Consider the following 26,329-nt stretch of genomic DNA (forward strand, 5'->3'; position numbering starts at 1 on the left):
TCAGCGGAAGCGGCCCTGCGGGTCGAGGGTGCGCAGGACGGTCAACTCCTCGGCGGTCACCGGCTTTTCGGCGGTGACTCGGGAGGTGTCGCAGGTCCAGGAGGTGCGGGTCGCGACTGCCCGGGCGGCCTGCCGGGCCAGCTCGTACGGACCGTCGGCGGCGGCCGTGTCCCCGGCTGTCGTGGCTGTCCCGGCTTCCCCGGTGCCGTCGGCGTCGTCGGCGGGGAGCCAGGTGGCGAGCCGGAAGCCGCCTTCGGTGCCCTCGCGGACGAAGCGGCCGAAGTCGCTGACCACCTCGCGGACACGGTGGCCGGGGCTGGTGCGGTAGCCGACCTCGGTGACATAGCGGCGACGGGACGACGGGGCGATCACCACGCAGTCGGTGCTGGACGCGATGTCGTTGGCGCCGCCCGAGCCGGTCAGCCAGCGGCCGTCCGTGCCGCGGCTGGTGTTGATCGTGCCGCTCTCGTCGATCTCGGCGGCGGCCAGGACGCCCAGTGCCCGTGGGTTGGCCGCGACCAGTCCGCCGAGGATCTCCGGGATGCCGGCCAGCATCTCGCTGCTGCCCGCGTGCAGCAGGCTGAACAGGAAGGTGTCCCCGCCCTCGGGCCGGAAGCCGTACATGCCCAGCTCGGCGACGACCTTGACGTCCTGTCCGCCGGCCCGCAGCAGTTCGGCCGCGAGCCAGGCCGCCATGTGCGAGACGCCGATCCCGGCGAGCAGGGTGTCGTAACCGTGCGCGCGGACCTGCTCGGCGACGGCGCGGGCACCGAGCACGATGAGGCGTTCCTGGCGGGTGGGGGGCGTGAAGGCGACGCACTCGGCGGACGCGGCGGACGCGATGGCCTCGGCGGGTGCGGCGGTGGGTGTCGCGACCGCCGGCACGGCGCCCGCCCTGGCGACGGCCTCCCTCTCGCAGCGGAAGATCTGCGCCCAGGTCTCGGTCTCGGCGTCGAAGTCGTCGTCCGCCGAGGCGGGGCCCGGGACGCGCAGCTCGGCGCGGCGCCGGCCTCCGAGGCGGCGTATGTACTCCTCGTGGGAACCCGGGCCGGTGACCCAGGCGCGGTACCAGTCCCGGCCGCGCTCCGCTCCGTGACAGGAGGCGACTATCTCCTCCAGGAAGGCGTAGTCGTCCAGATAACCCTCGACGCCGGCCAGCCGGTTCGTGCGCAGAGCCTGAGGATGGGCTCCCAGCCGAGCCTCGGTCAGACCCAGGACCCGCTGGCCGGGGATCACCACACGGTCGTTGACGCGGCGCAGCTCCTCGCGGCTGACGATCTTCTCCACGGAGGCGATGACACCGCGCTCGGCGGCGTACGCGGCCCAGGCGCCCTCGCCGAGCGGTGGCACCAGGGCGATGTTGCCGTCCTCGTCGGCGGCCACACCGTGGACGAGTGTCACGTCGGGGCGCAGCGGGGCGAGCAGGGTGATCTCCTCGCCCGGGCGGGCGGGGTCGGGCACACGGTGCAGCGTGTCCGGTTTGCCCTCGGCGAGATCCGTGCCGGCCAGCGACCCGGTGACCGCGTACGGCGCTCCCTGGGCGCCCGCGATGAGCCTCTGTACGTAACTCAGCAGCGACCAGGCCTCGAAGGAGAACGGCTCACCCTTCTCGAGGTCCGCGTAGAGGGGGTTGGGGCGGGGCGAGGGATAGGTGTCCCCGGCGAAGCCGGCGATGACCCTGTCGGCGACGCCGGACAGCGCGAGCGCGTGGGCCGAGGAGTGCACGGCGGTGGTGGACACCGTCAGATGGCCGTCGGCGCCGAAGACCCGGCACAGCGCGTAGGTCAGCGCGTTGGGGCGGGACGGCGTGCCGGCCAGGTGGACGTGGTCACCGGGCCGCACCAGCGCGCGGACCAGTTCGTCGACGTCGGCGGCGATCAGCGGCCGGCTCATGACGGGGCTCCCAGCGCGACGACCGCGGTCTGGCTGCCGAAGGCGAAAGACATGGACACCGCGAGGCCGATCTCGGCGGGACGCGGTCCCTCGAAGACGTGGTCGTGGTCGCACTCGGGGTCCGGCGTGGTGAAGTTGATGGTGGGCGCGATCGTCCGGTGGTGGATCATCAGGCTGGTCGCGGCGACGTTGATGATGCCCGCCAGGCCGAACGTGTGGCCGTAGATGGGCTTGTTGGAGCTCAGCGGCGGCAGCGCGGCGGCGGTGCGCTCCGGGTACAGGGCGCGCAGCGCGCGCGACTCGGCGATGTCGTTGTAGCGGGTGGCGGTGCCGTGCGCGCAGAAGTAGTCGACGTCGTCCGCGCTGCGGCCCGCGTCGGCCAGCGCGTCCTCGACGACCGAGGCGGTGACCTTGCCGGTCAGGTCCATGGTGGTGGGATGGGCGGCCTCGTTCAGGGAGGCGGCCGAGAGGATCTCGGAGTAGATCCGGGCGCCGCGCTGCCGGGCGACGGACTCCCGCTCCAGGCACAGCACGACGGAGCCCTCGCCGAGCGCGAAGCCCTCGCGGTCGTTGCTGTAGGGCCGCACCGCGCGGCTCGGCTCGTCGCGCTCGGTGGAGAGCACCCCTTGGCCCATCGCCCGGTAGCAGGCGGCGACCTCGGGCACGATCGGGAACTCGTGGCCGCCGACCAGCATGGCGTCCGCGGCACCGGAGCGCAGCTCACGCAGCGCGAGCTGGATGGCCTGGTGGCCGCCGACGCAGGCGTTGCTGACGGTGGTGACCAGGCCCTGGGCGCCGGTGTAGACGGCGGACAGGGAGGCCGGGCAGCCGGGCAGGCCGCGGAACATCGTGCCCTTGTCGCCGAAGGCGTCCGGGTCCGCGCCGGTGAGTACGTCGCGCCACCAGCCGAGCGGCCCACGGGAGGAGGACATCACGATCCCCAGTCGGCGCGGGTCCAGGGCGCCCTGGCCGAGCCCGGCGTCCCGGCGGGCCTCGGCCAGGGCCGACATGGTGATGAGGATCTCCCGGGAGTACTTGGCCGCGTGCGCGTCCGTCAGCTCCGGAAGGAAGGGGCGATGGTCGAAGCCGTCGATCTCGGCCGCCGCGTACACCGGAAGGCCTGCCTGTTTCGCGTCGAACCGGGTGAGCCGGCCCACCTGGGACCTGCCGCCCGAGATGTTCGCCCAGAACCGGTCGACGGAGAGGGTGCCGGGGAGGACGACGCCGATTCCCGTGACGACGACACGTTCGTTGTTCGGCGCCAGGAGGAATGACGCCGAACTCGCCGGCCCCGGTATCTCGAATTCACTGTTCGTCATACAGAAAACGGTAGGTGGGAACGGATCTGCGGCCATGGGCCGCCGGGTACCTTTTCATGCGGAAGTCGGTACTCGCGGTACCGGTCCGGATTCCCGTGGAGAAGTCCGCGCAGGGGAATTTCCGTGGAAAAACAAAAGCCGCCCCTCCGGAATGGAAGGGCGGCAGGGCGGCTCGGCGACGACCGGTCGTCAGGCGTTCCGGTAGCGGCGCAGTTCGCGGCGGGCCAGTGAGGCACGGTGCACCTCGTCGGGGCCGTCGGCCAGTCGCAGGGTGCGGGCGTGGGCCCACAGTTCGGCCAGCGGGAAGTCCTGGGAGACTCCGCCTCCGCCGTGTGTCTGGATGGCCTTGTCGATGACCCACTCGGCCATCGCCGGTACCGCGATCTTGATGGCCTGGATCTCGGTGTGGGCGCCCTTGTTGCCGATCGTGTCCATCAGATAGGCGGTCTTCAGCACCAGGAGGCGGGCCTGTTCGATGCGGACGCGCGCCTCGGCGATCCACTCGCGGATCACGCCCTGCTCGGCGAGCGGCCGGCCGAACGCGACCCGGTCGCCGGCCCGCTCGCACATCAGGTCGAAGGCGCGTTCGGCCATGCCGATCAGTCGCATGCAGTGATGGATGCGACCGGGGCCCAGGCGGGCCTGGGCGATGGCGAAGCCCTCGCCCTCGCCCGCGACGATGTTCTCGGCCGGCACCCGGACGTCGTCGAAGACGACCTCGCCGTGCCCGCCGTGCGGGCCGTCGGTGTAGCCGAAGACGTGCACGCCGCGCGTGACGCGCACGCCCGGGGTGTCGCGCGGCACCAGGATCATCGACTGCTGCCGGTGGCGGGGCCCGCCCGGGTCGGTCTTGCCCATCACGATCAGCAGCTCGCACTCCGGCGCCAGCGCCCCCGACGACCACCACTTGCGGCCGTTGACGACATAGCTGTCGCCGTCCCGTTCGATGCGGGTGGTGATGTTCGCGGCGTCCGAGGAGGCGACGTCCGGCTCGGTCATGCAGAAGGCCGAGCGGATCGCCCCGTCGAGCAGCGGCTTGAGCCAGCGCTCCTGCTGCCCGGGGGTGCCGAACAGGGCGAGGACCTCCATGTTGCCGGTGTCGGGGGCCGCGCAGTTGACGGCCTCCGGCGCGATGAAGGGGCTGCGCCCGGTGATCTCCGCGAGCGGGGCGTACTGCAGGTTGGTCAGCCCCGCGCCGAACCGGTCGTCCGGCAGGAACAGGTTCCACAGGCCCTGGCGGCGCGCCTCGTTCTTGAGGTCCTCCAGCACCGCGGGCCGCCCCCACGGGTGGCCCGCGGCGTGCTGGGCCCGGAAGACGGGCTCGGCGGGCAGCACATGCTCGTCCAGGAAGGCGAGCATCCTCGCCCGGAGTTCTTCGGTCCGGGCGTCGTAGGAAAAGTCCATCGGGGCAACTCCGTTGCAGACAGGTCGGGTTCCGGGCGGCGGGGGTCAGCCCGCGGTGCGCAGGGCATCGTGGCCGCGGGCCACGAGCAGCGGCACGGCGTCGGCGAGGTTCGCGGACTCCTCGCCGACGGTGAGGCCCTGCACGGTGCGGCAGTGGATGCCCTCGAGGATCGCGGCGAGTTTGTAGAAGGCGAACGCGGTGTACCAGCCGAGCCGTTCGAGGTCGAGGGTGCTGTGCGCGGCGTACCGCTCCACCAGCGCCTCGCGGCCGGGCCAGCCGGGCAGCGTGCCGGGGGAGGCGACCGGCGGGCGGTCGACACCGGCGAAGCCGTCCCAGTACATGCAGAGCATGCCGAGGTCGGCCAGCGGGTCGCCGAGGGTGGACATCTCCCAGTCGAGCACCGCGGTGACCCGGCCCGGGTCCGCCCGGTCGAGCAGCACGTTGTCCAGTTTGTAGTCGCCGTGCACGACGGCCACCGCCCCCGACCGCGGGCAGGTCGCCGCCAGGCGGTCGTTGAGCCGGTCGGCGCCGTCGACCTCCCGGGTGCGCGAGGCGTCCCACTGACGGCGCCAGCGCCGCACCTGCCGGGCCATGAAGCCCTCGGGGCGGCCGAAGTCGGCGAGCCCCGCCCGCTCCGGGGCCACCGAGTGCAGCAGGGCCAGGGTGTCGACCAGCGCCTGGGTGGTGCGCCGCGCCGAGTGCGGCCCCAGCGGCGCGAGTTCCGCGTCGCTGCGATAGGTGATGCCCTCGGCGAACTCCATCACGTAGAACGGGGCGCCGAGCACGTCCAGGTCCTGGCACAGCGCGTACGTCCGCGGCACGGGCACACCGGCCGGACCGAGCGCGCGCAGCACCCGGTACTCGCGCGCCATGTCGTGGGCGGTGGCCAGGACGTGCCCCAGCGGCGGCCGGCGCAGCACCAGGCCGCGGCCGCCCCAGGAGAGCCGGTACGTCAGGTTCGACCGCCCGCCGGCCAGGGGGGTCACCCCGTCCAGCGGACCGCCGCCCGGCAGCCGGCTCTCCAGCCACCGCGCGAGGCGTCCGGTGTCGATGCCGTCGAGGGCACCGGGCTCCGTCGCGTTGGTCGGTGTCGTCACGGTGCTCTCCGTTTCCGGCGATACGGCACGGTCCCGGCCGCCGACGAGGGCGGCCGGGACCGTGCCGGGGGAGGGGATGAAGGAAAGGGCAGGTGTCAGCTGTCGGCGATGAGCTTGCCCGCGGCGCCCCAGCTGTCCGCCGGGACCTCCTGGATCCACACCTGGACGGTCTCCGCCGGAATCTTGTACGCGTCGACGAATGCGTCCGTGATACGGGCGACCAGGTCACGCTTGAGCTCGACGTCACGCGGACCCTGCTGAACGGTCACGATGGGCATTTCAACCTCCTGAGGGGAATTCTCATTTCGGCTCGCCGCGTTTTCGTCGACGGCCTTTGCATGACCAGAACGCTAGACGGGTCCCGGGAACGCCATCAAGGGAAATGAGTCCTAGGACGAACTGCTGTGTTTCGTAGGAGACATCGGCCCTCGGGGACGTCCGCCACCTCTGTGTACGGTCCTTGTCACAACGCGGCCGCGAGAGGGCTCCGGCGTGCCAGCAATTCGCGTCGGTTCGCCACACCGAGCTTGGCGAGCACGTTGCTGACATGGTTCTTGACGGTCTGCCGGGCCAGATGGAGTTCGGCCGCTATCTCGTCGTTCGAGTACCGGCCCAGGAGCAGTCCCAGTATCTGCTGCTCGCGTGCGGTCATTCCGGGCACGCGCGGCTGCGTTCCCGGCTCGGGGGCGGCACTGGCGTGCTGACGCAGATGCCAGACGGACCGCCCCGCCGCGAGGGTCTCCACGGCCCGCACGAGCCGCTCGGGCGAAGCCGTGCGGTGGACGAACCCGTCGGCCCCGGCGGCCAGGCACGCCGCGACCACCGCGGGGTCGTCGGCGCCGGTGAACATCAGGACGGTCGGTGGCCGGGCGAGCCCCTTGACCTGCCGGCACAGCTGCACCCCTTCGCCCCGGCCCGCCAGATCGACCTCGGTGACCAGGATGTCGGCCCCGAGCCGGCCCACCAGATCGAGGGCGCCCTGCCGGGTCCTCGCCTCCTGTGCCTCGTCGACCGCGCCGGAGTGGCGCAGCAGTGAGGTGACCGCGGCCCGGGATATCGGGAACGGGTCGGCGATCACGGCGATATGACGGGCCGAGAGTGTTTTCTCCTCGCTCATGTTCTGTCTCCAGGTAGGGAGGGACGGTGAATGTGCGATTCCTTCCGGCAGGTGTGGGCAACAGGTCCGGGAGACCGAACCTAACTCCCGCGGAGGGAGTTGAACCGGCAATGCCACCAGAGTGTCCGGGAACGCTCCGAGAGTTCTCGCGGGGGAAGTCCCTTAAGGGGCGTCGGGGTTGTCACCAAGGAATCCGCGGACCGTCCTTTCGGGACGGTTTCCGTCCGGCGGGGGGCGTGCCTGTCTAGCGTGGGCGGACAGCTGATTCCGGTGCGCAGAAAAGGAGTTCACCATGCGCGAACGCCTGGGCGAACTTGCCGCCCTTCAAACCCAGATGCAGACGGGACCCGATCCGGCGGCCACCGAGCGCCAGCACGCCCGGGGCAAGCTCACCGTCCGCGAACGCCTCGCGCTCCTCCTGGACAAGGGCTCGTTCACCGAGGTCGAGGGGTTGCGCCGACACCGCGCCACCGGCTTCGGTCTGGAGGCGAGAAGACCGCACGGCGACGGCGTCGTCACCGGCTGGGGAACCGTCGACGGCAGGCAGGTGTTCGTCTACGGACACGACTTCAGGATCTTCGGCGGGGCGCTGGGCGAAGCCCACGCCCAGAAGATCCACAAGATCATGGACCTGGCCGAGGCCGCCGGGGCACCCCTGGTCGCGCTCAGCGACGGGGCGGGCGCCCGTATCCAGGAGGGGGTGACCGCACTCGCCGGCTACGGCGGCATCTTCACCCGCAACGTGCGCTGCTCCGGGGTGATCCCGCAGATCAGCGTGATCCTCGGGCCGTGCGCCGGCGGCGCGGCGTACTCGCCGGCCCTCACCGACTTCGTGTTCATGGTGCGCGGCACCGCGCAGATGTACATCACCGGACCCGACGTGGTGCACGCCGTCACCGGCGAGCGGGTCGGCCACGACGAACTCGGTGGCGCCGACGTCCACGCGGCACGCTCCGGCGTCTCCACCTTCCTGCACGACGACGAGGAGTCGTGCCTCCAGGACGTACGCCATCTGCTGTCGATGCTGCCGGCCAACAACCGCGAGCTGCCGCCCCACGCGGCGACCGACGATCCGGCGGACCGCGTCTGCGACGCCCTGCTCGACCTGGTGCCGACCGACCCGCAGCAGGTGTACGACATGCGCCGGGTCATCGAGGAAGTCGTCGACGACGGCGACTGGTTCGAGCTGCACGAGCTGTGGGCGCCCAACCTGGTCGTCGCCCTGGCCCGGCTCGGCGGCCAGGTGGTCGGCGTCGTCGCCAACCAGCCGATGGCGGGCGCCGGCGCCCTGGACATCGCGGCCTCCGAGAAGGGCGCCAGGTTCGTACAGTTCTGCGACTCCTTCAACATCCCCCTGGTGACCCTGGTCGACGTGCCCGGCTTCCTGCCCGGCACCGACCAGGAGCACGACGGCATCATCCGGCGCGGCGCCAAACTGCTCTACGCCTACTGCAACGCCACCGTGCCGCGGGTCCAGGTCATCCTGCGCAAGGCGTACGGCGGCGCCTACATCGTCATGGACTCCCGCTCCATCGGCTGCGACCTGTCGTTCGCCTGGCCCACCAACGAGATCGCCGTGATGGGCGCGCAGGGCGCGGCGAACGTCGTCTTCCGCCGCGAGATCGCCGCGGCCGACGACCAGGAAGCCGCCCGGGCGCGGCGTGTGGCCGAGTACAAGGAGGAACTCATGCATCCGTACTACGCGGCCGAGCGCGGCCTCGTGGACGACGTCATCGATCCCCGGCACACCCGGGAGGTGCTGATCAGGTCGCTGCGGATGCTGCGCGCCAAACACGCCCAGCTGCCCGAGCGGAAGCACGGGAACCAGCCGGTATGAGCACCGAACACCCCACCCCCGCCCCGGCGCCCACCGTGCGGCTGGTACGCGGCAGCGCCGACGCCGACGAACTCGCCGCGGTTCTCGCGGTGCTGCACGCCGTGGCCGCACGCCGCGCCGCCCGTGGCCGCCCGTCCGCGGCCCCGGCCAGAGCGGCGTGGAACAGACCCACCCGGCATCCGGCAGCCGGCACCTGGCGGACCGGACCGCCGGCGCCGCTGCCCTGAACCGGGAGGGCATACCCGGCCGCCGGCCGGCGGGCGTGACTCTTTCGGAACACCGTGGACGCACTTGCGGAGCATTTGCGTTGAGCGACGCCGAAGAGGGCCCCTAGCGTGCTGAGCACCGGCCCCGGCGTGCTGAGACCAGGAGCCGGCGACCCGTCACGAAGCATTCCCCCGAACCAGGACACAGGAGTCAGTCATGCCCGCAGCCGCTCCCGCGGAAGGCCACCCGATGAAGGCCCTGCTGCCCACCGGACGACCCGAGGAGATGGTCGAGCTCGGCGAGGCCGAGGTGCCGCGGCAGGCGGCGAACGAGGCGCTCGTCGAGGTACGGGCGTTCTCCATCAACCGCGGCGAGGTCTTCCAGCTCCACGGGCCGCTGCGCCTGGGCGGCCGGCCGGGCAAGGACGTCGCCGGTCTGGTCGTACGGGCGGCCGCGGACGGCTCCGGGCCCGCCGTCGGCACCCGCGTGGTCGGCCACCCGCCGGCGAACGGCTGGGCCGAGTACGTCGCCGTGCCCACCCACTCCCTGGCCGAACTCCCCGACGACGTCTCCTTCGAGACCGCGGCCGCGCTGCCGCTGGCCGGGCTCACCGCGCTGCGGCTGCTGCGGGTGGCGGGCTCCGTCGCCGGCCGGCGCGTCCTGCTCACCGGGGCGTCCGGCGGCGTCGGCCACTACGTCACCGAACTCGCCCTCGGCGAGGGCGCCGAGGTCACCGCGGTCACGGCCACCCCCGAACGCGGCAAGCTGCTCGCCGAGTTCGGCGCCACCGTCGTGCAGGACCTCGACGACGCCGTCGGACCCTTCGATGTCGTACTGGAGTCCGTCGGCGACACCTCCACCCCCCGCGCTCTCGCCCTGCTGCGTGAGCGCGGCCAGCTGATCTGGTTCGGGCAGGCCTCCCGGCAGCCCGCCGAGCTGAGCTTCTTCGCGTTCTTCAAGGGACCCCGCTCGGCCACCGTGCGCCACTTCCACTACGAGCACTTCGAGGAGCCGTTCGGCGCCGACCTGGCCGCTCTGGTCCGGCTCGTCGACAGCGGTCGGCTGCACCCGCAGATCGGCCGCCTGGAGGACTGGCGGCACACCGCGACCGCTCTCGGGGACCTGCGCGACCGGCGGATCACGGCGAACGCCGTGCTCACCGTGACGCCATAACGGCGCGTCAGGGACGGGTGGACGTACCGGTCGGGCGGCTCCGGCCGGAGCCCCGCGGGCGGCGGTGTGAAATCCCCTTTGTGAATGGCCGGAGTTGGCCCTGCCGGGCTCCCGCGCGGCTTCCTACGATGCGATCGCCGCCCCGGCCTTCACAGGCACCACACAGTTTCTCCATAGGCCGGTGGCGTTCCACCCCCCACTCCACGTCTGGAGAAACCATGCCTGCTGGGCTCCTCCTGAGCAGTGCGGTCGCCGCTCTGCTCACCACCGCACTGCCCGCCACCCACGACTCGTCCCCCATCTTCGACAACCCGCCCCCGGACCGGATCGTCATCGACGTCGCCACGGTGAACGGCTCGGGCTGTCCGCAGGGGACGGCCGCCGTGGCCGTCTCGCCCGACAACACCGCCTTCACGGTGACCTACAGCGACTACCTGGCCCAGGTCGGCGGCAACTCCGACCCCACGGCCTTCCGCAAGAACTGCCAGCTCAACCTGATCGTGCACGTCCCGCAGGGCTACACCTACGCCGTCGCCAGCGTCGACTACCGCGGCTTCGCCTCCCTCCAGCGCGGTGCGAGCGCGATGCAGCGGGCGTCGTACTACTTCCAGGGCTCGCCCAGCACCGCGTTCCGGAACCACCCGGTCAACGGTCCCTACAACGACGACTGGCAGGCCACGGACAGCACGGACTGGGACCAGCTGGTCTGGGCGCCGTGCGGTGTGCTGCGCAACTTCAACATCAACACCGAACTCCGGGTCAACGCCGGAAGCAGCTCGCCCAGCAAGGTCAGCTTCATGACGATGGACTCGACGGACGGGGAGATCAGCACGGTCTACCACTTCGCGTGGAAGGTGTGCCCGACCTCCTGACGCCAGGCCCCTGACGCCGTGGGCCCGGCCGCACCCCGGGCACCGCACCACGCCCGCACCCCGCCGTCACGGGGTGCGGGCGCGCGCGGACGACAGACCCGTGGGGCGTATTTTCCGGAACCCGCTAGCCCGCCTGGCCCATCCCGGCCGCGTTCGGCCAGCTCTGGGCGTTGGGCCAGCCGGTGGCCGGGGCGGGGGTGAGTCCCTGGGGAGAGACGGGCGCGGTCATGCCGCGCACCTGGGCCGCGGTCAGCCCGCCGCGCGCCGGGACTCCCGGCGGGGTCGGACCGGTGACGACGACGGCCGGCGCGGGCACCGGTGTGGGGACCGGTGCCGGTGCGGGAACCGGTGTGGGGAACTGCATCGGTACGGGTGCCGGTGGGGCGGCCGGTGCCGGAGGCGGAACAGCCGCCGGCACCGGGACGGCCATCGGCTGCGGTGGCTGCGGCACGGGCTGCTGCGGTACGAACTGCTGCGGCACGGGCTGCTGCGGTACGGGCTGTACGGGCTGCTGCGGCACGGCCTGGGCCGCCGCCGGCATCGGCATCCCGGCGCTGCCCGGCTGGGCGGCGGCGGGGAGCGGCATGCCGGTGCCGGCGGCCGGGGCGGGGGGGAGCCCCGGGACGGGCCCGGCGCCGATGGCCTGCGCGGCAAGCCCCTGCATACCGGCCCCGTTGGTCTCACTCATCAGCCGGTCGACAGCCGCCGTACCCGAGCTGTAGCCGGGTCCAGCGCCCAGCTCGGGTACGGCGACTCCCCTCCTGGTCCCGTAGAGCACCTGCTCCAGGCCCGACACCAGGCGACGGACGTCGACCTGAGGGCGCACCACGAGCCGCAGGAAGCGGCTGGACGAACCGACCTTGTTGCCGCACTCGCGGACCAGGACCCGGTGCTCGGCGAGCATCCGGTCACGGACCACGGTGCCCTCGGCGCCGACGGGAAGGCGCACGAAGAGGAAGTTCCCCTGTGAGGGGTAGACCGTCAGACCGGGCAGCGTGGACAGCTGGCCGGCCATGTCCAGCCGGTCCCGCCGCACCTGCGTCAGGCTCTGCGCGTACTCGGCGCTGTGCTCCTTCAGCATGAACACCACGTGCTCGGCGAACGAGTTGAGGTTCCACTTCGGCAGCATGGAGCGGATCCGGCCCGCGAGTGCCGGGTTGGCGACCAGATAGCCGAACCGGATGCCGTGCAGGCCGAAGTTCTTGCCGAGGCTGCGCAGCACGACCACGTTGGGCCGCATCATGGCCTCCTGCACGACGCTGGGTTCGGCCTCGGCGTCGGCGAACTCCAGGAACGACTCGTCGATCACGACCAGGTCGAGGTCGGCCATCGCGTCCATGAACTGGACGACCGAGTGCTTGGGCAGGAAGCCGCCGTCGGGGTTGTTCGGGTTGCAGATGACGGCGACCCGGCTGCCCCGGGAGCGGATGAACTCGGAGTACTGCGCGAGGTTGAGAGCGAACCCGCTGGACTCCTGGAGCGGGAACATGTCGACCCGCTTGCCGGTCTCCATCGGCTGGTCGGTCCAGCGGCCGAAGGTGGGGACGGGGACGGCGAGGGACTCGCGGACCAGCAAGTGGTCGATCCAGGTGATGAGTTCGGTGGAGCCGTTGCCCATCGCCACGCACTGCGGCGGCAGCTGGAGCAGGTCGCACAGCTCGGCCGTTATGGTGTCGGCGCCGCTCGGGTAGTACGTGATGATGTCCCGCAGCCGCGCCGACATGTCGTCGAACATCGCCGGGGTGGGGAAGTACGGATTGCAGGGTATGCAGAAATCCACCGGGCCGGTCCCGTCGACGCCCTCTCGCGTCAGCGCCGCCATCGACGGGCTGTGCGCCGCGGTACTGCGGAACAGCGAGGTGACGTTGTCGGCCATGGAACCTCCGTATGGGGCGGGCCCGGCGGGGACGTCCGGGCCCGTCGAATAGGGGTGGCCCGCGAGGGGGAGCACGGGCCGCCCCTCTATACGGAGACGGGCGAGTGGCCGTTCAACCTAGATGCTCTTTCGATCCCCGCACAGAATCTCCACAGGCCTGGCTAGGAACGCGACCCATGCGGAACTTAGTCTTCCGGCGTCATGGACTACTGCCACCCGTGCCGTCGGCACCTCAATGGCGCCCTCGCCTGCCCGGGGTGCGGCACACCGGTCGAACAGCCGCGCGTGCGCACGTACACGCGTGCGAGCGAGTCGCCCTACGGCGGCCGCGCGCCGGACCCCGGGAGCGAGCGGGCCGAGGAACCGCCCAGGGGGCGGGCGGACCGGCGCCGGGAGGACGGCCGGAGCCGCCGCGACCGCAAGGCCGCGGCCCACCGCCGCAGGCGGCGCCGCACGATACTGCTCGCGTCGAGCTTCGTGCTGGCCGCCGGTGGTCTGAGCCTCGCCGAACTCGGCGTGGACGCCCCGTTCTCCGGCCAGGGCGGTCGGAATTCGGCCGCGCCCGGCGACGATTCGGTGGACGGCGGCGCCAGGCTCACCGAGACGGCCGAGCCGCTGGTGGACGCCTCCAGCGCACCGGCCGCGCACACCCCGGCCTCCCCGTCGGCCTCGGATTCCGGGACGGCCGGGCCGTCCGCGTCCCCCGACGAGAAGCCGACGAAGCAGGCGGGGCAGCACTCGGCCGTCACCGGCCACGGCGCGGCCACACCGGCCCAGGCCGCCACGACGGCCGCCGCCCCCACGGGGCACGCCCCGGCCACGCACCCGGCCCCGTCCAGCCCGCCCCCGCACCCGTCGCCGTCGCAGACGTGCAAGCGGTTCCTGTGGTGGTGCACCTGAGGGGCCGGGCCGTCCGGGGCCGTACTGCTCCTAGAGCTTGACGATCATCTTCCCGGTGTTGTCGCCGCGCAGGACCCCGAGGAACGCCTCCAGGTTGTTCTCGATGCCCTCCACCACGGTCTCCTGGTACTTCAGCCGGCCCGAGGCGATCCACGGGGCGGCCTCGGCCACGAACTGCTGCTGGAGGTCGTTGTGGTCGCTGACCAGGAAGCCCTCCATGCGGCCGCGGGTCTGGATCAGACGGGCCAGGTTGCGCGGGCCGGGGGCGGGCTCCGTGTTGTTGTAGACGGAGATCATTCCGCAGATCGCGATGCGGCCGCCCTGGTTCAGGGAGCCGATGGCCGCCTCCAGGTGGTCGCCGCCGACGTTGTCGAAGTAGACGTCGATGCCGTCGGGCGCGGCCGCGTGCAGCTGCTCGGCGACCGGGCCGGACTTGTAGTTGAAGGCGGCGTCGAAGCCGTACTCGTCGGTGAGCAGCTTCACCTTCTCGTCGGACCCGGCCGAGCCGATGACCCGCGCGGCGCCCTTGAGCTTGGCGATCTGGCCGACCTGGCTGCCGACGGCACCGGCGGCGCCGGAGACGAAGACCGTGTCGCCCTCCTTGAAGTCGGCGACGCGCAGCAGACCGGCGTAGGCGGTCAGGCCGGGCATGCCGAGGACGCCGAGGTACGTCGACAGGGGTGCGGCGTCGGCGCTGACCTTCACGGCGTGCTGCGGGTCCAGGGCGGCGTACTCGCGCCAGCCGAAGAAGTGCAGCAGGTGGTCGCCGACGGAGACGCCCTCGGCGTTGGAGGCGACGACCTCGCCGACGGCGCCGCCCTGCATGACCTTGCCCAGCTCGAAGGGGGCGGCGTACGACTTGGCGGCACTCATCCGGCCGCGCATGTACGGGTCGACGGAGAGGTACTTGTTCCGTACGAGCACCTGTCCCTCGCCCGGCTCCGGGACCTCCGCCTCGACCAGGCCGAAGTCCTCGGACTTCGGCCAGCCGACGGGACGGCTGAGGAGGTGCCACTCGCGGTTGATCATGACAGTGCCTTTCCGAGATTTGTTTCAGCAGGTGAAACAACCATGGACCTAAATATTTCATGATGTCAAGTAACGCGGTATCCTCGGAGCCATGTCCACACCAGAGAAGGCATGCCGGTCCGACGAGCTGTCCATGGAGGTCGTCGACCTGATCGGCGACGTCGTGGCCCGGTTCTACGCGGACTACGAGGAGGCGGCCGGCGAGTACCGGCTCACCGGGGCCCAGGCCCGCCTGCTCAATCTGCTGTCGTTGGAGCCGCTGCCGATGCGGAAGATCGCGCACCGGCTCAAGTGCGAGCCGTCCAACGTGACCGGGATCGTGGACCGTCTGGAGGCCCGCGGCCTGGTGGAGCGCCGCCCCGACCGGGCCGACCGCCGGGTGAAGCTCGCCGCCGCCACCGAGGAGGGCCTGCGGGTCGCCCGTGACCTGCGCGAAGGCCTGCGGTTCGCCCACGCGCCCCTGGCCGGGCTCTCCGACGAGGAGCGACTGTCCCTGCGGGACCTGCTGCGCCGGATGCTGGCTGCATGACCTCCGGGGTACCCCGGTAAAGTTTTGGCCATGCGTGATCTCGGGGTGGGGTTCGGTTATCTCCTCAAAGGCCAGCGGTGGGTGGCCCGGCACGGCAAGCAGTACGGCTTCGGCCTGCTGCCCGGCCTGATCACCCTCGTCCTCTACGCGGCGGCGTTCGTCGCCCTGGCCCTCTGGGGCGAGGACGCGGTCTCCTGGGCCACCCCCTTCGCCGACGACTGGTCGAGCCCCTGGCAGGGCCTGTTCCGCGGCTTCCTCACGGCGGTGCTGTTCGCCCTCGGCCTCCTTCTGGCCGTCCTCACCTTCACCGCCGTGACCCTCCTGGTCGGCCAGCCCTTCTACGAGAGCCTCTCCGAGAAGGTCGACCGCGACGTGTCCCCCGACGGCACCGCACCCGAGTCGGGCCTGCCGCTGTGGCGCGAACTGTGGATATCGGCCCGCGACAGCCTCCGCGTCCTGGCCCGCGCCGCCGTCTGGGGCGTCCTCCTCTTCGCCGCCGGCTTCCTGCCCGTCGTCGGCCAGACCGCCGTACCGGTGATCGGCTTCGTCGTCACCGGCTTCTTCCTCACCGAGGAGCTCACCGCGGTGGCCCTCCAGCGCCGCGACGTCGACCTCCGCGCCCGCCTCGCCCTCCTGCGCTCCCGCAAGACCCTCGTCTGGGGCTTCGGCACCCCGCTCGGCCTGGCCTTCCTGGTCCCGTTCGTGGCGGTCTTCCTCATGCCGGGAGCGGTCGCGGGCGCCACACTGCTGGCCCGGGACCTGCTGGGGGAGGAGAACAGCGCCGAGGAGCCCGAGGACTCCGAGGCGGGCGACGGCGCGGACGTCACTGCGTGAGCGGGTGACCGGCCGCCTCCGTCAGTCCCGTACGCCGAAGCCGTAGACCGTCTCCGAGCGGTACACCCGGCCCGGGCGCAGCTGGCTGCTCGGGAAGTGGGGGTGGTTCGGGGAGTCCGGGTAGTGCTGGGTCTCCAGGGCGATGCCGTCGCCCGGCGCGAAGGGGGCGCCCAGGTGCTCCGCCGTGTACAGCTGGAGGCCGGGCTCGGTGGTGGCCACCGTCAGCAGTCGCCCGGACGTCGGGTCGTACAGCTCGGCGACATCGCCGGGCGCCTCGGTCTCGCCCTTGTCGAACACGAAGTTGTGGTCGTAGCCGCCGCCGACCTTGCGCGGCTCACGGAAGTCGAAGCGGGTGCCCGTGACATCGGCCAGCTCGCCGGTCGGGATCAGCTCCTCGTCCACCGGGGTGTACCGGGAGGCGCCGACCCGGAGTTCGTGGCCGCCCGCGTTGCCCGAACCGGCCAGGTTGAAGTAGCTGTGGCTGGTCAGGTTCACCAGGGTCGGCGCGTCCGTCACCGCCTCGTAGGCGATCCGCAGCGCGCCCGACTCGTCCAGCGTGTACGTCGCCGAGACGTCGAGGCGGCCCGGGAAACCCTCCTCGCCGTGCGGGCTGACCCGGGTGAGCCGCACCCCGTGCTCGACCCGCTCCGCCTCCCACACCCGCTTGTCGAAGCCGTGCTCCCCGCCGTGCAGGGAGTGCGGCCCGTCGTTCGGGACGAGGGCGTGGGTCAGACCGTCCAGCGGGAAGCGGGCGCCCGCGATCCGGTTCGCGTACCGGCCGACCAGGGCACCGAAGTACGGCTCCGGGTGCGCCAGATAGCCGTCCAGATCGGCGAACCCCAGCACCACGTTCGCCGCCCGGCCGTCCCGGTCCGGGACCTCGGCGGACTGCACGATTCCGCCGTACGTCAGCACCCGCACCCGCACCCCGGCGCGCTCCAGGGTCCAGCGATCGACCCGGGTGCCGTCGGGAAGCGTGCCGAAAAGTTCGCTCATGCGGGAAACCCTAGCTATCGGGGGGCGGTGACTTTTCGGTAGGCGATCGCGGCGAGCCGCGCCTGACCGTCCGTGCTCGGGTGGAACCAGTCCCAGTGGCTCAGCTGGTCCGTGCCGAACTCGAAGTCGAACACCGCGCCGCCGTCGAAGCGGCACCGGCGGTCCTTCGCGCACACCTCCGCCAGCACCTTGTTGTAGGCCTCCACCCGCTGCTGCACCCGGTCCCGGCGCAGGGTGGCCGACATCGCCAGGTCGTCCGCGTCGCCCAGCATCGACGGGCACAGCCCCGCCAGCCGCCACACCTGCTTGCCCAGCTGGTTCGTCCGGCCCTGCGACCACAGCCGCTTGAGGTTCGGCACACTCGCCACGTACACCTGTGTCTTCGGCGAGGCCTTGCGCAGCGTGTGCATCGCCTCCTCGAACTGCTCCCGGAAGTCGTCCACCGACGTCATCGCCGGGGCGCTCGTCCGGCAGGCGTCGTTCGCCCCCGCCAGCACCGTCACCAACTGGGGGCCGCGGCGCGCCGCCTGGGCCATCTGGGCGGGCAGGTCGGCCATCCGGGCGCCGGTCTCCGCGTAGTTCCAGCTGTACTCCGCCGCCCTCGTCCGGCCGAGCAGCCGTACCGCGAGGCTGTCGAAGCGGGTGCTCGTGCCGGTCGCCCAGGACACCTCGGGGCAGTCCGACAGGACCGTGCACGCGTCGAAACCGCGTGTGATGGAGTCGCCGACGGCGGCGACCGAGGACGGGCTGCGGTCCCACACCGGCGCGGCGTGCGTGGCCCGCGCCCGGCTCGCGGCCGGTGCGGGCGAGTCGCCGCCCATGACGTCGCAGCCCGTGACGCCCACGACGGACGTCAACACGACGGCGAGGGCGGCCCATGAGCGCCGGCGTCGGTCTCGCATCCCCTGGCCCACCTCCTCGTTACCCATGCAGTCGTAATCCAAGAACCCATGACAGCGCGGGAGGGTTCCCGGCCTACGGCATGGAACGCCTCACACCCGTACAAGCGTCCCCCTGGGTGAATGGTGGGGGTTTCCTGGCCCCGGGAGCGACGGTACGTCACACTCCTTGCGCCGCCGCACGGTAGCCTCGCCAACAATGCGGCCGTCAGCGCCACCGCCGCCGGCCGCCCGCAATGATGTCCAGCTCTGCCCGGAGGTCCCGGTGACGACACGTGGAGTTCTGTACATGCACTCCGCGCCGCGCGCGCTGTGCCCGCACGTCGAATGGGCCGTCGCCGGGGTGCTGGGCACCCGCGTCAACCTCGACTGGATCCGTCAGCCTGCCGCGCCCGGCACCTGGCGCTCGGAGTTCTCCTGGCAGGGTGAGGCCGGTACGGCCTCCAAACTCGCCTCCGCGCTGCGCGGCTGGCACCTGCTCAGATTCGAGGTCACCGCCGAACCCTGCGCCACCGCCGAGGGCGAGCGCTACAGCTGCACCCCCGACCTGGGCATCTTCCACGCCGTCACCGGCATGCACGGCGACATCCTCATCCCGGAGGACCGCCTGCGCGCCGCGCTGGCCCGCTCCCAGCAGGGCGAGACCGACCTGGCGGCCGAACTGTCCAAGCTGCTCGGCAAGCCCTGGGACGACGAACTGGAACCCTTCCGCTACGCGGGGGAGGGCGCGCCGGTGCGCTGGCTGCACCAGGTGGTCTGAGGCAGGGCTTACGAGAGGAGGCCCCCACCGTCAGGTGGGGGCCTCCTCTCGTAGGAACGTCCGTCAGATGGTCCGGAACGCCAGCACCACGTTGTGACCGCCGAAGCCGAACGAGTTGTTCAGCGCGGCGACCCGGCCCTCGGGCAGGGCCCGCGGCTTCCCGCGGACCACGTCCGCGTTGACCTCCGGGTCGGGGGTGTCGAGGTTGATGGTGGGCGGAGCGACACGGTTGGCCAGCGCGAGGACGGACGCGACGGTCTCGATGCCACCGGCGCCGCCGAGCAGGTGACCGGTCATCGACTTGGTCGCGGAGATCGCCATGTGGTCGACGTCGTCGCCGAACACCTTGCGCAGCGCCTTGATCTCGGCGACATCACCCTGCGGGGTCGAGGTGGCGTGCGCGTTGACGTGCACGATCTCGGCGGGCTTGAGGTCGGTGTTGTCGAGCAGGTTCTGCAGCGCGTGCGCGATGCCGTTGCCGGACGGCTCGGGCTGCGTGATGTGGTGGCTGTCGGCCGACACGCCCTGGCCGATCGCCTCGACGTAGATCCGCGCGCCACGGGCCCGCGCGTGCTCCTCGGACTCCAGGACGACCACGCCCGCGCCCTCGCCGAGCACGAAGCCGTCACGGCCGGAGTCGTAGGGCCGGGACGCGCCCTCGGGGTCGTCGTTGTTCTTGGACATCGCCATCATGTTGCCGAACGCGGCGATGGGCAGCGGGTGGATGGCCGCCTCGGTGCCGCCCGCCACGACGATGTCGGCGCGGCCGGTGCGGATCATCTCGATCGCGTAGCCGATGGCCTCGGCGCCGGAGGCGCAGGCCGAGACCGGGGTGTGCACACCGGCCCGTGCACCCAGCTCGATACCGACGTTGGCCGCCGGGGAGTTGGGCATCAGCATCGGCACGGTGTGCGGGGAGACACGGCGTACGCCCTTCTCCTTGAGCACGTCGTACTGGTCGAGGAGGGTCGTCACACCGCCGATGCCGGAGGCGATGACCGCGCCCAGCCGGTCGGGGTTGACGGAGGTGTCCTCACCGGCCTTGGCGGTGAAACCGGCGTCCTTCCAGGCCTCCTGAGCGGCGATCAGCGCGAACTGCGCCGACCGGTCCAGCTTGCGGGCCTGCGGACGGGGAATGATCTCACCGGGTTCGACGGCGATCTGCGCGGCGATACGGACCGGCAGTTCCGCCGCCCATTCCTGCTCCAGGGGACGCACGCCGGACTTGCCGGCGAGCAGCGCCTCCCAGAACGATGCTGCGTCGCCACCCAGCGGTGTGGTTGCGCCGATACCGGTGACGACCACGGTGCGATTGGTCGGGCTCACGGGAATTCTTTCTCCAACGGATGCGGGATTCATACGGCGCCACCGCCGGGTGGCGGGGCCTCGCAGCCTTGCCTAAGGGGTGGCTCAGGCCTGGTGCTTGAGGATGTAGTCGGTCGCGTCGCCGACCGTCTTGAGGTTCTTGACGTCCTCGTCCGGGATCTTGACGTCGAAGCGCTCTTCGGCGGCGACGACGACCTCGACCATGGACAGGGAGTCGACGTCCAGGTCGTCGGTGAAGGACTTGTCCAGCTGGACGTCCTCAACCGGGATGCCGGCGATCTCGTTCACGATGTCGGCGAGACCGGCGACGATCTCTTCCTGAGTGGCGGCCATGTCGGCGCTCCTTCTTTGATATTGCCTTGATATTGCAGGCGGTTGATCGTGTGATCGTGGCGTGGCGGCCCGTGCCGGACACATCCCGGAGGCATGATCCGGCACGGAGTGCCTAGGGGAGGGTAACGACCGTGGCGGCGTAGACGAGCCCCGCCCCGAATCCGATGACGAGCGCGGTGTCGCCGCTCTTCGCCTCGCCGGTCGCCAGGAGCCGCTCCATCGCGAGCGGGATCGAGGCGGCCGAGGTGTTGCCGGTGGTGCGGATGTCACGGGCGACCGTGACGTGCTCCGGCAGCTTGAGGGTCTTCACCATCGAGTCGATGATCCGCACGTTGGCCTGGTGCGGGATGAAGACGTCCAGATCGTCCGAGGAGATCCCGGCGGCGTCCAGCGCCTGCTGAGCCACCTTCGCCATCTCGAACACGGCCCAGCGGAACACCGCCTGGCCTTCCTGCGTGATCGCCGGGAACTTGACGTTGCCCTCGCGGTCCAGCGGCAGTTCGGCGAGGTCGCCGATCCGGAAACGGTCCCAGGGGACCGTCTGCTTGATGGTCTCGGACTTGTCGCCCTCGGAGCCCCACACGGTCGGGCCGATCGCCGGCTCCTGCGAGGGGCCGACCACGACCGCTCCGGCGCCGTCACCGAACAGGAAGGCCGTCGCACGGTCCTCCAGGTCGGTCAGGTCCGACAGCCGCTCCACGCCGATGACCAGGACGTACTCCGCCGACCCCTCGACGACGATGCCCTTGGCCAGGGTCAGTCCGTAGCCGAAGCCCGCGCAGCCCGCCGAGATGTCGAACGCGGCCGCCCTGTCCGTGCCCAGCTTGTCCGCGATCTCGGTCGCGACGGCCGGGGTCTGGCTGAAGTGCGAGACGGTCGAGACGACCACCGCGCCGATCTGCTCGGCGGTGATCCCCGCGTCGGCGATCGCCTTGCCGGAGGCCTCGATCGCCATCGCGGCGACCGTCTCGTCGGGCCCGGCCCAGTGCCGGGTCTCGATGCCCGAGCGCGAGCGGATCCACTCGTCGGACGAGTCGATCGTCTCCAGGATCACCTCGTTGGGCACCACCCGGGTCGGCCGGTAGCCGCCGACGCCGATGATGCGCGCGTACGGGGCGCCCTTGCTCGGCTTGATCTTCGACATGATCGGTACGGCTCCTTATGAGGCGTCAGGCGTCAGGCGTGCTCGGCGATGAGCTCGCGGGCCGCGTCGAGGTCGTCGGGGGTCTTCAGCGCGAGCGTCTTGACGCCGGGCAGGGCGCGCTTGGCCAGACCGGTCAGCGTGCCGCCGGGGCACACCTCGATCAGCGCGGTCACGCCGAGCCGCTGGAACGTCTCCATGCACAGGTCCCAGCGGACCGGGTTGGCGACCTGGCCGACGAGGCGCTGGACGACCTCGGCGCCGCTCGCGACGGGCTCGCCGTCCTTGTTGGAGACGTACGTGACCTTCGGGTCGGCCGGTGCCAGCTCGGCTGCGGCCTTGGCCAGCGTGTCGACCGCGGGGGCCATGTGATGGGTGTGGAAGGCTCCGGCCACCTTCAGCGGGATGACCTTGCGGACACCCTCGGGCTTGTCCTCGTTCAGCACGGCGAGCTGCGCCAGCGTGCCCGCGGCGACGATCTGGCCCGCGCCGTTGATGTTCGCCGGGGTGATGCCCAGCTTCTCCAGGTGCTTGACGGACACCTCCGGGTCTCCGCCCAGGAGCGCCGACATGCCGGTCTCGGTGATCGCCGCGGCCTCTGCCATGGCCAGACCCCGCCTGCGTACCAGGCTCAGCGCCGCGGTGTCGTCCAGGACACCCGCGAAGGCGGCCGCGGTGAACTCGCCGACGCTGTGTCCCGCGACCGCGCCCGGCACCGTGTCACCCAGTGCCGCGGCGGACAGGATCCCCGCGGCGACCAGCAGCGGCTGGGCGACGGCGGTGTCACGGATGGCGTCGGCGTCGGCCTGGGTGCCGTAGTGGACCAGATCGAGTCCAATGGCGTCCGACCAGGCGCCGACGCGGTCGGCGGAACCGGGGAGATCGAGCCAGGGAGTCAGGAAGCCGGGCGTCTGGGCGCCCTGGCCGGGAGCGACGAGTACGAGCACTCTCACACTCTCTCTTGGGGACGGGCTACACCGCCCGTGGGGACAAGGACGAAGAACACGAGGGGGTTTTGTGGGCCCCCGACAAAATCCTAGGTTTGGGGATCTCCATCGGCCAGACGTCCCAGGATCAGCGCGATCCGCAGCGTGAACGCGGATCGTACATCGGATGGCGACCAGCCGGTGACGTCAGTCACACGTCGGAGCCGGTAGCGCACGGTATTCGGGTGAACGAACAGCATCCGCGCCGCACCCTCCAGGCTGCTCGCCTGCTCCAGATACACGCTCAGGGTTTCCAGGAGAGCCGACCCCGCTTCCTCCAGCGGTCTGTAGATCTCCTCCACCAACTGCTCCCGGGCGCCCGGATCGCCCGCCATGGCCCGCTCCGGCAGCAGATCGTCCGCCAGCACCGGCCGGGGCGCGTCCTGCCAGGCCGTGCACGCCTTCAGGCCCGCGGCGGCGGCCTGCGCGGACCGGGTGGCGGCCAGCAGGTCGGGCACCACGGGCCCGGCGACCACCGGCCCGGCCGCGTACGGCCCGATCAGCGACTTGGCGACGGCGAGCGGATTGTCGTTGCCGCCCGCGATGACGACGAGCCGGTCCCCGAGCACCCCGGTGAGCACCTGGACCTTGGCGTGCCGGGCGGCCCGCCGGATCGCCTCCACGGTCAGCTCGGAGTCGCCCTCCGGTGCGGTGCCCAGCACCACGCACACATGTTCGGGAGAGTTCCAGCCGAGCGCGGCGGCCCGGCTCACGGCGCCCTCGTCGGCCTCGCCGCTGAGTACGGCGTTGACCACCAGCGACTCCAGGCGCGCGTCCCAGGCACCCCGTGCCTCGGCGGCCTGGGCATACACCTGCGCGGTCGCGAAGGCGATCTCCCGCGCGTAGACGAGCAGCGCCTCGCGCAGCAGACGCTCGTCACCCGGGGCGGCCACCTCCTCGATCGCGCTCTCCATGACCTCGATGGTGGTCCGCACCATCTCCACGGTCTGGCGGAGCGTGATGGCCCGGGTCAGCTCGCGCGGCGCGGTCCCGAACACGTCCGTGGAGATGGCCTGCGGGGCGTCCGGGTGCCGGAACCACTCGGTGAAGGCGGCGATACCGGCCTGGGCGACGAGCCCGATCCACGAACGGTTCTCCGGTGGCATGGCCCGGTACCACGACAGGGTCTCGTCCATGCGCGCGATGGCCTGCGCGGCGAGACTGCCTGCGGACTGCTCCAGCCGCTTCAGGGTCGCGGCGTGCGCGTGAACGGGGTGCGGCGGAAACTCGGGCTCGTGGGATTCGGGTTCGGGCACGGGACAAGACTGCCTCATCGGGACGCGGGCGTGCGTCGCCGGGTCACGGGGCGGACACGGCCCGCGGACCCGGCCTGGGTCTACGGTGTTGCCGTGATCGACGTACGGCACGCTGCTGAGCGCCATCCCGGAGGCGACCCGGCGGCCGGGATCGAATCCCGGCACGCCTTCTCCTTCGGCCCGCACTACGACCCGGAGAACCTGCGCTTCGGCGCGGTCATCGCCTGCAACGAGGAGCGGCTCGCACCCGGCGCCGGTTTCGACGAGCATCCGCACCGCCACACCGAGATCGTCACATGGGTGGTCGAGGGCGAGCTGACCCACCGCGACTCGAAGGGCCACGAGACCCGGGTCCGGCCCGGGGACGTGCAGCGGCTCAGCGCGGCCGACGGCATCCGCCATGTCGAGCGCAACGACGGGGACGCCCCGCTCTCCTTCGTCCAGATGTGGCTGGCCCCGCTGGACCCCGGTGGCGAGCCCGCCTACGAGATCGTCCGCGGCATCGCCGACGCCACCCCGTACGCCGTACCCGCCGCGGGCGCGATGCTCCATGTGCGGCGGCTGGCGGCGGGGGAGCGTACGGCGGTGCCCGACGCGGCGTACGTGTACGCGCACGTGGTGCGGGGCGAGGTACGGCTGGCCGGTGAGGAACTGGGACCGGGGGACTCGGCGCGGATCACGGCGGCGGAGGGACTGGAAGCGGTGGGGGAGACGGCGGCGGAACTGCTGATGTGGGAGATGGCGCCTGGGCGGCCCTAGGGTCTGTCGTTTGGACCGGGTCGCAGGATGTCGACGGTGCTTGTCGCCGGTCCCCGCGTCCGCGGCCTGATCCAAACGACAGGCCCCAGCCCACTGGCATGAATTCGGCTCCCGCCGCGCCATGGCGCGTGACAGTCGTGGTGCCGGATCGGTTACTGATCCGTGCTGGGGGAAGCCCACGGCGGAGAAGAAGGAACCGATGCGGCACCTCGGAATGCCGTCCTGGCTGGGAACCGGCTCCGGGAACTACGCACGGCGCGCCGGCCTGAACAACGCCGGCACGTTGACCGTCGACAACACCTCGACCGCCGCCGCGGCCCCCCGGCGGAGCTTCTGCGCGCTTCTCCCCCAGCGCCCCGACAGGCCCCGGTCAGCGCCGCGGCTCGGCCAGCACCGCGTCGGTGAGGACCGGCCACACCTCGACCGCCCACGGTCCGAAGGCGCGGTCGGTCAGCGCGGCGCAGGCCAGCCCGGCGTCCGGGTCGATCCAGAGGAACGTACCGGACTGCCCGAAATGCCCGAAGGTCCGGGGCGAGGAGGCGGAGCCCGTCCAGTGCGGCGCCTTGCCGTCCCGGATCTCGAAGCCCAGTCCCCAGTCGTTCGGGTTCTGGTGCCCGTAGCCCGGCAGAACGCCCTTGGTGCCCGGGAACTGCACGGTCATCGCGTCCGCGACGGTCCGCGGGTCCAGCAGCCGGGGTGCCTGCACCTCGGCGGCGAAGCGCAGCAGGTCGTCCACGGTGGAGACGCCGTCCCGAGCGGGCGAGCCGTCCAGCGAGGTCGAGGTCATACCGAGCGGCTCCAGCACCGCCTGCCGCAGATACTCCGCGAACGGGATGCCCGTCGCCTTGGCGATGTGGTCGCCGAGCTGCTCGAACCCGGCGTTGGAGTACAGCCGCCGCTCACCGGGCGCGGACATCGTCCGGTGCTCGTCGAAGGCCAGCCCGGAGGTGTGGGCGAGCAGATGACGGACCGTCGACCCGGGCGGCCCGGCCGGCTCGTCCAGCTCGATCGCCCCCTCCTCGCAGGCGACCAGCGCCGCGTACGCCGCGAGCGGCTTGGTCACCGAGGCCAGCGGGAAGCGCCGTCCGGCCGGACCGTGGGTCCCGAGGACGGTGCCGTCGGCCCGTACGACGCCCGCCGCGGCGGTGGGAACGGGCCAGTTCTCGATCAGCGCGAGGCTCGTGAGGCTGTGGAGCGACATGCCGTCGAGCCTATGCGGCTCACAGTCTCAGCTCCATCAAGGGGTCCGGCTTGGGCCGGAAGCCGAGGGACTCGTACAGCGGCAGGGCCTCGGCGGACGCGGTGAGCTGCACCTGGCCGACGCCGCGCGCCCGGAACCAGTCCAGCAGCGCGTCCATGCACGCGCGCGCGTGGCCGCGGCGGCGGGCGCCGGGGTCGGTGGCGACGCTGAAGACGTATCCGGCCGCGCCCCGCGGATTCCCGGCCTTCCCGATCCGGTAGTCGATCGTGCCGACCACCAGCGCGGCCAGCGACCCCGGCCGCGCCGGATCGTCCACGACGAACGCGGCGAAGTCGCCGTCCGGATCCGCGAGCCGGTCGCGCAGGATGGGCAGGGACTCCTCCTGCCACTGTGTGGACGGGGCGGCGGTGGCAAGGGAGTCGATCATCACCTGGCGCAGCCGCAGCACTTCCACGGCGTCCTCGGGCACAGCGCGTCGTACGGAATCCATGTCCCGCACGCTAGCCAGGGCGCCCCGCCGCGGCACGCCGGTTTTCACAGGTCCCACTTGCCTGGAGCACACTCGAAGGTCATAGCGTGGGCAC

General features: G+C 71.7%; 26 protein-coding genes. 9 read left to right on the forward strand and 17 right to left on the reverse strand.

All coding sequences use genetic code 11. From position 1 onward, the window contains the following. The 6 genes from ACIPK3_RS03150 to ACIPK3_RS03175 form a co-directional block, all read right to left on the reverse strand. Entirely contained in the window at window positions 1-1,893 is a 1,893-nt protein-coding gene (locus ACIPK3_RS03150) for a CoA-transferase (protein ID WP_402566144.1), read from the reverse strand. Further along, entirely contained in the window at window positions 1,890-3,212 is a 1,323-nt protein-coding gene (locus tag ACIPK3_RS03155) for a beta-ketoacyl-[acyl-carrier-protein] synthase family protein (protein ID WP_402566146.1), read from the reverse strand. The genes ACIPK3_RS03150 and ACIPK3_RS03155 overlap by 4 nt, the downstream gene beginning before the upstream one ends. 189 nt (window positions 3,213-3,401) lie before the next feature. After that, window positions 3,402-4,616 (reverse strand): acyl-CoA dehydrogenase family protein, encoded by a 1,215-nt coding sequence (locus ACIPK3_RS03160; RefSeq protein WP_402566148.1) that lies wholly within the window; start codon window positions 4,614-4,616, stop codon window positions 3,402-3,404. 45 nt (window positions 4,617-4,661) lie between these two features. Then, window positions 4,662-5,714 (reverse strand): phosphotransferase family protein, encoded by a 1,053-nt coding sequence (locus ACIPK3_RS03165; RefSeq protein WP_402566150.1) that lies wholly within the window; start codon window positions 5,712-5,714, stop codon window positions 4,662-4,664. A gap of 95 nt (window positions 5,715-5,809) precedes the next feature. Beyond that, the gene (gene dmpI / locus ACIPK3_RS03170; protein WP_030941186.1) at window positions 5,810-5,992 is read right to left on the reverse strand and encodes a 4-oxalocrotonate tautomerase DmpI; all 183 of its coding nucleotides are present in this window, start codon (window positions 5,990-5,992) and stop codon (window positions 5,810-5,812) included. Between the two features lie 185 nt (window positions 5,993-6,177). Then, window positions 6,178-6,831 (reverse strand): LuxR C-terminal-related transcriptional regulator, encoded by a 654-nt coding sequence (locus tag ACIPK3_RS03175; protein WP_402566152.1) that lies wholly within the window; start codon window positions 6,829-6,831, stop codon window positions 6,178-6,180. 292 nt (window positions 6,832-7,123) lie between these two features. Between ACIPK3_RS03175 and ACIPK3_RS03180 the strand changes: the two genes are divergently transcribed. The 4 genes from ACIPK3_RS03180 (at window position 7,124) to ACIPK3_RS03195 (ending at window position 10,920) form a co-directional block, all read left to right on the forward strand. Beyond that, a complete protein-coding gene (locus tag ACIPK3_RS03180; RefSeq protein ID WP_402566154.1) occupies window positions 7,124-8,668 on the forward strand; it encodes an acyl-CoA carboxylase subunit beta in 1,545 nt (514 codons plus the stop codon). Then, a complete protein-coding gene (locus ACIPK3_RS03185; protein ID WP_402566156.1) occupies window positions 8,665-8,895 on the forward strand; it encodes an acyl-CoA carboxylase epsilon subunit in 231 nt (76 codons plus the stop codon). Before ACIPK3_RS03180 ends, ACIPK3_RS03185 begins: the two co-directional genes overlap by 4 nt. A gap of 229 nt (window positions 8,896-9,124) precedes the next feature. Then, complete coding sequence (locus ACIPK3_RS03190) at window positions 9,125-10,048, forward strand: zinc-binding dehydrogenase (RefSeq protein WP_402566840.1); 924 nt, start codon at window positions 9,125-9,127, stop codon at window positions 10,046-10,048. A gap of 218 nt (window positions 10,049-10,266) precedes the next feature. Further along, a complete protein-coding gene (locus ACIPK3_RS03195; protein WP_402566158.1) occupies window positions 10,267-10,920 on the forward strand; it encodes a DUF4360 domain-containing protein in 654 nt (217 codons plus the stop codon). A gap of 124 nt (window positions 10,921-11,044) precedes the next feature. Here ACIPK3_RS03195 and ACIPK3_RS03200 read toward each other — a convergent pair whose 3' ends face one another. Further along, entirely contained in the window at window positions 11,045-12,796 is a 1,752-nt protein-coding gene (locus ACIPK3_RS03200; RefSeq protein WP_402566160.1) for a pyridoxal phosphate-dependent aminotransferase, read from the reverse strand. Window positions 12,797-13,081: 285 nt separating this feature from the next. Between ACIPK3_RS03200 and ACIPK3_RS03205 the strand changes: the two genes are divergently transcribed. Continuing rightward, on the forward strand, window positions 13,082-13,696 hold the full coding sequence (locus ACIPK3_RS03205; protein ID WP_402566162.1) for a hypothetical protein: 615 nt from the start codon (window positions 13,082-13,084) through the stop codon (window positions 13,694-13,696). Window positions 13,697-13,726: 30 nt separating this feature from the next. Here ACIPK3_RS03205 and ACIPK3_RS03210 read toward each other — a convergent pair whose 3' ends face one another. After that, window positions 13,727-14,725, reverse strand: a complete 999-nt coding sequence (locus tag ACIPK3_RS03210) for an NADP-dependent oxidoreductase (RefSeq protein ID WP_402566164.1) — start codon at window positions 14,723-14,725, stop codon at window positions 13,727-13,729. A gap of 91 nt (window positions 14,726-14,816) precedes the next feature. On the opposite strand from ACIPK3_RS03210, the gene ACIPK3_RS03215 reads away from it, so the two are divergent. Next, on the forward strand, window positions 14,817-15,254 hold the full coding sequence (locus tag ACIPK3_RS03215) for a MarR family winged helix-turn-helix transcriptional regulator (RefSeq protein WP_402566166.1): 438 nt from the start codon (window positions 14,817-14,819) through the stop codon (window positions 15,252-15,254). A gap of 30 nt (window positions 15,255-15,284) precedes the next feature. Next, window positions 15,285-16,088 carry an EI24 domain-containing protein gene (locus ACIPK3_RS03220; protein WP_402566168.1) on the forward strand — a complete coding sequence of 268 codons (804 nt, stop codon included), beginning with the start codon at window positions 15,285-15,287 and terminating at the stop codon, window positions 16,086-16,088. 21 nt (window positions 16,089-16,109) lie between these two features. On the opposite strand, the gene ACIPK3_RS03225 is transcribed toward ACIPK3_RS03220, so the two are convergent. Both ACIPK3_RS03225 and ACIPK3_RS03230 read right to left on the reverse strand, forming a co-directional pair. Next, window positions 16,110-17,084, reverse strand: coding sequence for an aldose epimerase family protein (locus ACIPK3_RS03225; RefSeq protein WP_402566170.1), 975 nt, complete (start codon window positions 17,082-17,084; stop codon window positions 16,110-16,112). Window positions 17,085-17,098: 14 nt separating this feature from the next. Next, window positions 17,099-17,986 (reverse strand): SGNH/GDSL hydrolase family protein, encoded by an 888-nt coding sequence (locus ACIPK3_RS03230; protein ID WP_402566172.1) that lies wholly within the window; start codon window positions 17,984-17,986, stop codon window positions 17,099-17,101. Window positions 17,987-18,248: 262 nt separating this feature from the next. Between ACIPK3_RS03230 and ACIPK3_RS03235 the strand changes: the two genes are divergently transcribed. Continuing rightward, the gene (locus ACIPK3_RS03235; RefSeq protein ID WP_402566174.1) at window positions 18,249-18,743 is read left to right on the forward strand and encodes a DUF3145 domain-containing protein; all 495 of its coding nucleotides are present in this window, start codon (window positions 18,249-18,251) and stop codon (window positions 18,741-18,743) included. A 63-nt stretch (window positions 18,744-18,806) separates the two neighbouring features. Here ACIPK3_RS03235 and fabF read toward each other — a convergent pair whose 3' ends face one another. From fabF to ACIPK3_RS03260, 5 genes are all read right to left on the reverse strand, one after another. Further along, window positions 18,807-20,069, reverse strand: a complete 1,263-nt coding sequence (fabF, locus tag ACIPK3_RS03240) for a beta-ketoacyl-ACP synthase II (protein ID WP_402566176.1) — start codon at window positions 20,067-20,069, stop codon at window positions 18,807-18,809. Between the two features lie 84 nt (window positions 20,070-20,153). After that, a complete protein-coding gene (locus ACIPK3_RS03245; RefSeq protein ID WP_015660680.1) occupies window positions 20,154-20,402 on the reverse strand; it encodes an acyl carrier protein in 249 nt (82 codons plus the stop codon). A 112-nt stretch (window positions 20,403-20,514) separates the two neighbouring features. Beyond that, a complete protein-coding gene (locus ACIPK3_RS03250; protein WP_402566178.1) occupies window positions 20,515-21,546 on the reverse strand; it encodes a ketoacyl-ACP synthase III in 1,032 nt (343 codons plus the stop codon). 32 nt (window positions 21,547-21,578) lie between these two features. Further along, window positions 21,579-22,490 carry an ACP S-malonyltransferase gene (locus ACIPK3_RS03255; RefSeq protein ID WP_402566180.1) on the reverse strand — a complete coding sequence of 304 codons (912 nt, stop codon included), beginning with the start codon at window positions 22,488-22,490 and terminating at the stop codon, window positions 21,579-21,581. Between the two features lie 89 nt (window positions 22,491-22,579). Then, window positions 22,580-23,785 carry a PucR family transcriptional regulator gene (locus ACIPK3_RS03260; RefSeq protein WP_402566181.1) on the reverse strand — a complete coding sequence of 402 codons (1,206 nt, stop codon included), beginning with the start codon at window positions 23,783-23,785 and terminating at the stop codon, window positions 22,580-22,582. 93 nt (window positions 23,786-23,878) lie between these two features. On the opposite strand from ACIPK3_RS03260, the gene ACIPK3_RS03265 reads away from it, so the two are divergent. After that, a complete protein-coding gene (locus ACIPK3_RS03265) occupies window positions 23,879-24,544 on the forward strand; it encodes a pirin family protein (RefSeq protein ID WP_402566183.1) in 666 nt (221 codons plus the stop codon). Between the two features lie 370 nt (window positions 24,545-24,914). Here ACIPK3_RS03265 and ACIPK3_RS03270 read toward each other — a convergent pair whose 3' ends face one another. Continuing rightward, window positions 24,915-25,745 carry a serine hydrolase domain-containing protein gene (locus ACIPK3_RS03270; RefSeq protein ID WP_402566185.1) on the reverse strand — a complete coding sequence of 277 codons (831 nt, stop codon included), beginning with the start codon at window positions 25,743-25,745 and terminating at the stop codon, window positions 24,915-24,917. 19 nt (window positions 25,746-25,764) lie between these two features. After that, the gene (locus tag ACIPK3_RS03275; RefSeq protein WP_402566187.1) at window positions 25,765-26,235 is read right to left on the reverse strand and encodes a GNAT family N-acetyltransferase; all 471 of its coding nucleotides are present in this window, start codon (window positions 26,233-26,235) and stop codon (window positions 25,765-25,767) included. Window positions 26,236-26,329 lie beyond the last annotated feature (94 nt).

The organism is Streptomyces sp. NPDC086787, assembly GCF_044745865.1.
GTDB lineage: Bacteria > Actinomycetota > Actinomycetes > Streptomycetales > Streptomycetaceae > Streptomyces.

Excerpts from the sequence above, each read along its gene's own strand:
- ACIPK3_RS03150 (WP_402566144.1), bottom strand. The coding sequence starts at position 1,893 with ATGAGCCGGCCGCTGATCGCCGCCGACGTCGACGAACTGGTCCGCGCG.
- ACIPK3_RS03155 (WP_402566146.1), bottom strand. The coding sequence starts at position 3,212 with ATGACGAACAGTGAATTCGAGATACCGGGGCCGGCGAGTTCGGCGTCA.
- ACIPK3_RS03160 (WP_402566148.1), bottom strand. The coding sequence starts at position 4,616 with ATGGACTTTTCCTACGACGCCCGGACCGAAGAACTCCGGGCGAGGATG.
- dmpI (WP_030941186.1), bottom strand. The coding sequence starts at position 5,992 with ATGCCCATCGTGACCGTTCAGCAGGGTCCGCGTGACGTCGAGCTCAAG.
- ACIPK3_RS03175 (WP_402566152.1), bottom strand. The coding sequence starts at position 6,831 with ATGAGCGAGGAGAAAACACTCTCGGCCCGTCATATCGCCGTGATCGCC.
- ACIPK3_RS03180 (WP_402566154.1), top strand. The coding sequence starts at position 7,124 with ATGCGCGAACGCCTGGGCGAACTTGCCGCCCTTCAAACCCAGATGCAG.
- ACIPK3_RS03185 (WP_402566156.1), top strand. The coding sequence starts at position 8,665 with ATGAGCACCGAACACCCCACCCCCGCCCCGGCGCCCACCGTGCGGCTG.
- ACIPK3_RS03190 (WP_402566840.1), top strand. The coding sequence starts at position 9,125 with ATGAAGGCCCTGCTGCCCACCGGACGACCCGAGGAGATGGTCGAGCTC.
- ACIPK3_RS03195 (WP_402566158.1), top strand. The coding sequence starts at position 10,267 with ATGCCTGCTGGGCTCCTCCTGAGCAGTGCGGTCGCCGCTCTGCTCACC.
- ACIPK3_RS03200 (WP_402566160.1), bottom strand. The coding sequence starts at position 12,796 with ATGGCCGACAACGTCACCTCGCTGTTCCGCAGTACCGCGGCGCACAGC.
- ACIPK3_RS03210 (WP_402566164.1), bottom strand. The coding sequence starts at position 14,725 with ATGATCAACCGCGAGTGGCACCTCCTCAGCCGTCCCGTCGGCTGGCCG.
- ACIPK3_RS03215 (WP_402566166.1), top strand. The coding sequence starts at position 14,817 with ATGTCCACACCAGAGAAGGCATGCCGGTCCGACGAGCTGTCCATGGAG.
- ACIPK3_RS03220 (WP_402566168.1), top strand. The coding sequence starts at position 15,285 with ATGCGTGATCTCGGGGTGGGGTTCGGTTATCTCCTCAAAGGCCAGCGG.
- ACIPK3_RS03225 (WP_402566170.1), bottom strand. The coding sequence starts at position 17,084 with ATGAGCGAACTTTTCGGCACGCTTCCCGACGGCACCCGGGTCGATCGC.
- ACIPK3_RS03230 (WP_402566172.1), bottom strand. The coding sequence starts at position 17,986 with ATGCGAGACCGACGCCGGCGCTCATGGGCCGCCCTCGCCGTCGTGTTG.
- ACIPK3_RS03245 (WP_015660680.1), bottom strand. The coding sequence starts at position 20,402 with ATGGCCGCCACTCAGGAAGAGATCGTCGCCGGTCTCGCCGACATCGTG.
- ACIPK3_RS03250 (WP_402566178.1), bottom strand. The coding sequence starts at position 21,546 with ATGTCGAAGATCAAGCCGAGCAAGGGCGCCCCGTACGCGCGCATCATC.
- ACIPK3_RS03270 (WP_402566185.1), bottom strand. The coding sequence starts at position 25,745 with ATGTCGCTCCACAGCCTCACGAGCCTCGCGCTGATCGAGAACTGGCCC.
- ACIPK3_RS03275 (WP_402566187.1), bottom strand. The coding sequence starts at position 26,235 with ATGGATTCCGTACGACGCGCTGTGCCCGAGGACGCCGTGGAAGTGCTG.